Below are 8,317 nucleotides of genomic sequence, written 5' to 3'. Positions count from 1 at the left end.
TTGTTGTCTCTAATATGTAACAGTTCCAATAAATTTGGTATATTCTATGAATAAGAGTCTTTACTTTATCCTCGAAATGATATGACATACGCTACCTTAAAGTTAAGAAGCATATTAGAGTGTATGATTGTCATTTAACAGTGTCATTGTAAAATCTTCAAAAACGGGGGGGAATGATATGATTTGTGTGACCAATAAAGCAGGTATATATAGTACAGTCTACGCTTTTTTCTCAGATGTTATAAGTATTATTCTCATCAAAAAATTAAAAAATTGTTACGCGGTTGGCGATTTTTTCTGTGACGCTGATGATATGGTTCATTTTGTTGCTCATTTTGAGGGCACAATGAATGCATAGATTTTTTTTCACTTTTGTTTTTGCGGCTATTTTGTGCCTTTTCTCGTTGCCGAGTTTTGCCGAAAACATTCGTGAGAAAGCGATTAATCAATCAGAGAGCATCCAACGACAACAAACGCAAGAACAGCGTTTTCAACGATTGCACCGTAGAAACGAAACACATGGGATATTTTTGCCAGACGATGATACCACATCTGCCTATGGTGCTTCGCCTAGTACAACCTGTTTGCTGATCAAAAGCATTGAATTTGTTGGTGCTCAGTTGATTTCTTATACCGACCTTCATGGAGCCATTTCTCTTTGGGAAGGGCGGTGTTTGGGGATTGCCGAAATTAATAAAGTGCTCAAAGCGGTGACCAAGCTTTATATGAAGCGCGGCTATATTGCGGTGCGGGCTTATTTGCCTGAGCAAGATTTAAGCGGCGGTCATCTCAAGATTGTTGTTGTTGAAGGTGTGATGGAAGATATCACTCTGGATGGGCATAAAGTTGGAATGAAATCTCAAGGAGAAATCACCACGGCTTTTCCAAACCTTATTGGGAAGCCGACCAATCTGCGCCAGATAGAGCAAGGGCTTGATCAAATCAATCGGCTTTTCTCACGCCAAGCCACCATTAATCTTGGTGCTGGTGGCAATTCGGGTGGTTCGATACTCGATGTTCATATTGAAAAACAGAAACCTTGGCTTATTACGCTTTCCAGCGATAATCTTGGCGCTAAAGCAACAGGGCTTTATCAAACGCGCTTGAGCCTTTCTTTTGATGATCTGTTGGGGATTAATGATCAATGGTCGTTTAGCTATCAGCGCTCTATGGATGGTAGTCCGTATCATTTTTCTCACAAGCGTCCCAATAGTGATACTCTAACGGGATCATTTTCTCTACCCTATGGCACTTGGACAACGGGTTTTGATGGGACGTGGAGCCAATATCATTCGAGTGTTAAGGGAATATTTTCCGATATTATGACAGCGGGTAAGTCTTTATCGCTTACACCGTGGATTTCACGGGTTATCGACCGTGATCAAGAGGGAAAGACCTGGGTTACAGGACGGTTGACATGGAAATATTCTGATAATTTTATTATGGGCAGTCGGGTTGATGTTTCCAGCCGTAAACTAGCTATTGCAACCTTTGAGCTTGATCATTCGCGCAAGTGGCTTGGAGGAGAATTAAGCGCGCATATAGGGTTTCATAAAGGGTTGGCAATTCTTGGCGCTTATGACGATAAAGAGCAAGAGAATGCAACAAAAAATTCACCCAAAGGGCAATTTTCCAAATTGTCTTTTTCCCTAGGCTACGTGTGTCCTTTTTCGCTCAAACAATATAACTTTCGCTATAACACGCTGTTTTCAGGACAATTATCACCCGACACGTTGTTTAGTTCAGAGCAAATATCGCTTGGTGGTAGTTCCTCTGTGCGCGGGGTGCGTGAGGCGATTTATTACGGCAATAATGGGGCGTTTTGGCGCAATGAATTGTCGCTGTTGTTGCCAGGCTTTTCTTCGAGAATGGGGCGTAAATTTATGAGCCAATTTGCCCCTTATATGGCGCTTGATCTGGGGACCGTGGCCAATGATGTAAACAAAAATAGTTTTGGCGGGAGCCTCGTTGGGGCAACTCTTGGTTTCCATGCAACCGGAGATATTACGGATATTGATGTATCTTATTCGAATATTTTAACCCAATCGACAGTGCGAGAACAGGGGAATGCAACAGGGTTATTTCAAGTGCGGGCATTATTGAGATTTTAGAGCAAAGGGGCGGTAAAAAATATCGCTGCGCTGTTTATACCCATATGGGTTGTTTTTTTTAAGAGATAAAGAATTTTCTGAGGAGCTGAAGATGCGGGGATTGAAAGATCAAAAGCATAGATTGGGATATGGATACAAGCGAGGAAAGCGCGTTTTTTGTGTTTTGCAGCGAGGAATCCATAAGGGGCTTTCACTGGTTTTAAGTTTTTGCTTAGCTTTTCAGCCTTTGTTGTTGCAAGCACAAGCGCTTGGAGCGCGAAGTCCCGTTGCACAAGAGAGCCAAGGGATTAAAGCAGCTGATGGGGTTGGCTCTGTTTTCCGCCCCACGGTGGGGAAAGCCGGCAATGATGTGCCGCTGATTGATATTGTGCGCCCCAATGGACAGGGTCTTTCTCATAACAAATATGACAGTTTCAATGTTGATACCCATGGCGTGATTTTGAACAATTCAACTGAGGAGGTTTCACGCTCACAGCTTGGGGGATTGGTGCCTGGCAACGGCAATTTGCGTTATAGCGGTGCAGCAAAGGTTATCCTCAATGAAGTGGTGAGTGCCAATCGCTCGCGTCTTGAAGGCGTGAGCGAAGTACACGGGCATATGGCGGATGTTATTATCGCCAACCCCAATGGCATTACCTGTAACGGTTGTGGCTTTATTAATACACCACGGGTGACTTTATCGACTGGACAACCGATTATTGGAGCCGATGGTGCTTTGAGTGGGTTGCGTGTTGAGGGTGGTGATATCACCATAGGCGCTCGTGGGGCTGATGGGAGTTCATTAGATATTTTTGATCTTGTTTCGCGCAAGATCAGTGTCGGGGGTCCCATACAGGTCAAAGGAGATTTGGCTGTTATCGCGGGGCGCAATCATTTTGATTATGACAAACGCGAAGCAACTTCTCTTGGTTCTGATGGCAAAGAGCCGGAATTGGCGATTGATTCCAGTGAGTTTGGTGGAATGTATGCGGGGCAGATCCGCGTGATTGCCAATGATAAAGGTGCGGGCGTTAAGATGCGAGGAGACATGGTTGCCAATGCAGGCGCCATGAGATTGACAAGTGATGGCAAGCTGGTAATTGCCAAAGCACGTGCCAAAGGAGCAGTAAAAGCGCGTTCTCACCACGACAGTGTGCATGTGAAAGATCTGCTTTTTTCAGAAGAAGCGGTTGAGCTGAAGGCTTTGAAACATGTTGAACTGGCTGAGCAAGCTCGCGTTGCAGCGAGCGGTACTGTTGATGTGCACGCCGATCTGATCAAGCTCCAGTCTCATGCTCTTCTAGCAAGCGGTATTGGGAGTGATGGTCAACAGTCAGCGACGGGTTCTTTGCATTTACAGGCAGCAAAGCTTGAGGCGGGGAATGGGCGGATAGCCGCCGGTGATCTTTTAGAGATCCAAGCAGCAACAATTGATCTGAGCCGCATGCAAGACAATGATCAAACAGGGGTTTCTTCCCTTGGCGATCTGACCATTAAAACCAATCAAATCACCGCTTTAAACAACCATATTGGTGCCAAGGGGAATATTGTCTTGAGCGCCGATGATGGGCTCACTGTAGGCGCTGGACATTATAGCGCCGGCGGTTCTCTTTTGGTGGAAGCAGCAGAGCTTACATCACGCGCGCGCTTAGTGGCAGAGCAAAAAATTGACCTTTATGCGCATCACGGTGCCCTGATCCAAGAAGGCACTGTCTGGTCTAATGGGAAGATAACGCTGGATGCCCATAGTGCCCTCAATCACACGGGTGATATTGTCAGTATGCAGCAGGTTGCCTTGACAGCGGGGGGCATGCTCACAACCTCTCAAGAGAGCACGATTTTAAGTTATGATGTGGTTTTGAGTGCTGATGCTTTAACCCAAGCAGGGACTGTGGAAGCCCAAGAAGGAGCATTAACCCTTCAAGTGCGTGATGGGGTTATCAATAGCGGCACAATGCGCGGTGAGAGTATCGATGCTCATATTGGTGCATTTACCAATCAAGGGACGTTTATTGCAACCGATGATTTGCATTTGATGGTAAGCACACAAGAAGGCGTCGATCCGCAACAAGCCTTTCTGAAGAATACATCCGAAGGTGTCCTTCAAAGTGGTGGCGTTTTTGTTGTGACCGCAGGGCAATTAGACAATGCCGGTGCGCTTGGCTCTAGTGGTGAGAATGTTGCCCTCAATGTGGCAGGGAATGTCAGCAATAGTAGGCTGATTTACGCCAAAAAATCTATGGACGTATTCAGTGATGGTGATTTAACCAACACACAGGGCAGAATGATTGCTGAAGAGGCTCTCAGTATTGGTGGGCTGAAAGAGACACGTGCTGGTCATATAAACAATGAGGCTGGTCTTCTCAGTGCTTTAGCCGGTGAGATGAAGATTGTTGCAACGTCTTTTGTCAATAAAAGCGCTGAAACGACAAATTCAGACCAACAAAACGCTACACATGATGAAGGTGCGCATGTTTTAGCGCGGGATGGTTTGCGCATTGATGTGGGCAGTTTTGAGAATGTTGATGGTCTCATTTCGACGCAAGGGGCAGTCAATATTGTTGCAGATAGTGTGATCCAAGCAGGGCACATAGAGATTGAGCGTGGTGACCTTCAACTGACCAGCCATGGTGATTTAAGCAATAGTGGCACAATAGAAAGCAATGATACCATTGCTTTGCATGCGCAAACAAATCTCAGCCAAACGGGGCGCATTGTCTCTAAAAAGCGGGTTGAGCTCTCAACCGATGGCACCTTGACGCTGGGTGAGACAAGTGAGGTTGGCGCCTATGATGTAAGGCTGAAGGCAGTCACACTCACCCAAACTGGGCTTGTGGAAGCGCAAGGCGGAGTACTTACTCTCAACAGCCATGATGTTTTAAGTAATTCCGGTATTATGGTGGGCGGTGTTGTTGATGCGAAGCTTGGGTCTTTAGCCAATTCCGGTCAGCTTTTAGCCAGTGACAGTTTTACGCTTATAGCAAAAAGTCATGATCCGTCATTGGGGCAAGTTGCTCTGGTTTTAAATGGTGAAGACGGTGTTCTCAAAAGTGGTGGTGCTTTTGTCTTAACCGCAGATGTTTTGGACAATGCCGGCGGTATTGGTTCAAGTGGTGATGGGGTTGCGCTCAATGTGAGCGCTGATATGAGCAATAGCGGGCTGATTTATGCCAAGAAATCTGCCATTTTCTCCTTAGATGGGGATTTTATTAATAAGTTTGCCGATGTCATTGCTGAAGACAATCTCATCATCCGTGGCTTAAGTGGAGAGCGGGCTGGTCATGTGATCAACAGCTCGGGTCTTTTAGAAGCCGTGTCAGGCGATATGACCTTCGATGTCTCAGCGCTTACCAACATGCGTGAAGGTGGGGTTGAAGTTAGCGATAAAGTGGTTTCTCACAGTTACGTGCAAGGAGAATGGACCCCTATCCCAAATGTTAAACACCATCAGATAAAGGAAGATGTTGACACTACAATTAGCCGTCAACAACCTCATTTTACCAATAATGCTGCACAGATTTTGGTAGGGCGCCATTTCACGGTTCATGCCGATGATATCCGCAATAGCTATAGCTTGATTGCTGCCAATGGCAACATTGAGATGCAGGGTGATACGCTGCTCAATGAGGGGCGTGATTTAATCGAAACAACCAAGATTGTAACTGAAACACATCGCAGGGAGAAGAAATGCAGACCGTGGAATGCAGGGTGTCATGCGGGAGGCATTACAGATGAGGGACATTATACTGATACCAAAACAACCGCGCGCACTTATGATGCTGTTTACGGCACGATTGAAGCTGGTGGCACGCTTGATGCCAAGGTTACAGACACTCTTGACAATCATGCGGTGCGTGAGGGGGTTGAGCAAGTTGGCTTAAGCTCTGGCGATAAAGGTTTGGCTGGTGTTAAAAACACCGATTTTGATGGTTCCAAACCACTGATTAGTGATGATCGATTGGACGGTATTATCAATGGTTTGAAAGGGCACAAAGGGCTTTTTGCACCAAGTATCCAAACACCCGCACCAGAATCCATACAGGTGCCAACGCAAGACGGGCTTAGCTCTGTTAAGACAGAATTGGACCAGACCCAATCACCGGATGTGCCGTTTTTAGTTGAGACGCGACAGGACTTTATCAACCCAAGTAAATTTTTGGGATCGGACTATTACTTAAAAAAGATTGGTAATTATAAGCCTGAGCACGTGTTCAAAAAGTTGGGGGATGCTTATTTTGAATATCGTCTGGTGGGTGAGCAAATCTTTGAACTGACAGGTAATCGCACTCTTCTTGATGTTGAAGATCCCAATGCTCAAATGCAAAGGCTCTATGACAATGCTGTGGAGCAGCAAGATCCCTTGGGGTTAGTGCTAGGCAAGCCCTTAACGCCTCAGCAGATTGCTGGGATCAAAAAGGATATGATCTGGCTTGAGACCCACCTTGTTGACGGACAAGAGGTCTTAGTGCCTCACGTTTATTTGGCACCAAACACTTCTTTAGCACAAGATGTTTATGGGGCAAAAACGCAGCAAGGAAACCTTGCCAGTGCACGTTTGAAAGGCAATGGCGTCACTATAGAGACGGACCGTCTTACCAATAGCGGCACCATATCAAGTAATGGTGCATTGCATGTTTCGACCACGCAAACTTTGTTTAATGATGGTGGTTTTTTGCTTGGCAGCGGTGCTGTCGATCTCAGCAGTGGCGATCTTTTAGCCAATTCGTCAGGGGTTATCTTGGGGAATATCATCACCCTCAATGCGAAGACAATCATTGATGGTACTGCAAAAATCCGTGACACGAATGAATATGGTTTTGTTGATCGCAGTGGGCAGCAGGCTCAAATCATTTCTATACAGGATTTAAACATTCACTCCCTTGGCGATTTAAGCATGACTGGTGGCCAATGGAGCAGTGGCGGTCCGATGACGGTGATTGTCGATGGTTCTGCTACGTTTGGTTCATTAGTACTAGAGAGTGACCATAAGGAGACATTGGAAAAAGGGCATTATAACGCCCAAAGCAGTGAGCACCGTTTGGCAGAAGTCAACAGTGATGGAGATTTGACCATTGTCACAGGTGGTGAACTGAACCTTGAGGGAAAGTTTAAAGCCAAGGGCAATGGGGATTTCACCAGTGGTGGCGCTCTCAACGCGATTTCAGAGCAAGATTTTAACAGTTTTGATTTGGATCTGAGGGGCAAAGAAGGCGACAAATCGAAGCAAAAGAATAAGTTTCGTCAACAGTCAACAGAAGTTACTACAAACAAAACCACGATAGAAACAGAGGGCAACCTCTCCATGCATGCGCAAAATGGGGATCTCACGCTTGATGCGGCAGGGCTATCAAGTGGTGGTCAGACGCATTTGGCATCAGATAAGGGGAAGATCAAGTTTCTGACCAACAAGGATCAAGATTTTAAGGACGTTTATCAGCGTAATGAAAACCTTGTGTGGTGGAGTGAGAGGGACAAAGGTTACCTTAAGGAGACCATCGAGCATGTCACCATAGATGCTAAGGGTGGCATAAAGCTTGATGCGGGTGATGGCTTTGTTGTTGAGTATCAGGCAACCGGTGATTTAGACAAATCCCTTGAGCAATTGTCTCGCTCCCCAGGCATGGCATGGATCAAGCAACTGCGTGATGATCCAGAATTATCCAAGCAAGTGGATTGGCAAGCAGTTAGGGCTGAATTTAAAGACTGGGATTATAAAGCCCAAGGGCTGACAGAAGCCGGTGCGGCTCTCGTGGCATTGGCTGTCACGGCGGTTACGGGTGGAGCAGCCTCGGGCGCTGCCAGTGCCATTACCGGTGCTTTGGGGCTTGGCTCGAGCACCGCCATGAATGCGGCGATACAGGCAGGTGTCCAAGCGCTGATTAACAAAAGCGCTGTGGCTCTTGTCAATAATCGCGGCAATATTGCCGGTGCCTTGCATGAGCTTGGCTCTTCAAAGAATGTTCTCAGCATTGTCTCATCGATGTTAACAGCAGGCTTAACCAGCCAAATAACGGAAATGGCAGGTGTTGGACAATCTTTGCCAAAAACCGCTCCTCTGGTTGATCGCATCACCCGTGAGGCGGAAAAGAACCTGATCAAAGCCGCCATTGGCACGAGCGTTCAAACGGCTCTTGAGGGTGGCTCTTTTGACAAGAACTTTTTTAACAATCTGCGCATCGCCCTGTCTGATACGGTTGGCAAATCGTTGGCGGAAGAAATCGGTACCG

2 protein-coding genes are annotated in these 8,317 nt (G+C 46.4%); both read left to right on the top strand.

Features of this window, described 5'->3' with window-relative positions; translation table 11 throughout:
- The first annotated feature begins 350 nt into the window (after positions 1 to 350).
- Positions 351 to 2,111, top strand: coding sequence for a ShlB/FhaC/HecB family hemolysin secretion/activation protein (locus ACFIL2_RS01065; protein WP_375680067.1), 1,761 nt, complete (start codon positions 351 to 353; stop codon positions 2,109 to 2,111).
- Positions 2,112 to 2,202: 91 nt separating this feature from the next.
- Positions 2,203 to 8,317, top strand: a 6,115-nt coding sequence (locus tag ACFIL2_RS01060; protein ID WP_375681667.1) for a DUF637 domain-containing protein, incomplete at its 3' end; no start/stop codon positions are given.

Origin of the sequence: Bartonella sp. AP30XZML (assembly GCF_042195945.1) — a bacterium.
Lineage (GTDB): Bacteria > Pseudomonadota > Alphaproteobacteria > Rhizobiales > Rhizobiaceae > Bartonella.
This window is presented reverse-complemented; position numbering and strand designations above follow the sequence as displayed.

What these genes read in the sequence shown, in the direction of transcription:
- ACFIL2_RS01065 (WP_375680067.1), top strand. Translation starts at nt 351, where the DNA reads ATGCATAGATTTTTTTTCACTTTTGTTTTTGCGGCTATTTTGTGCCTT.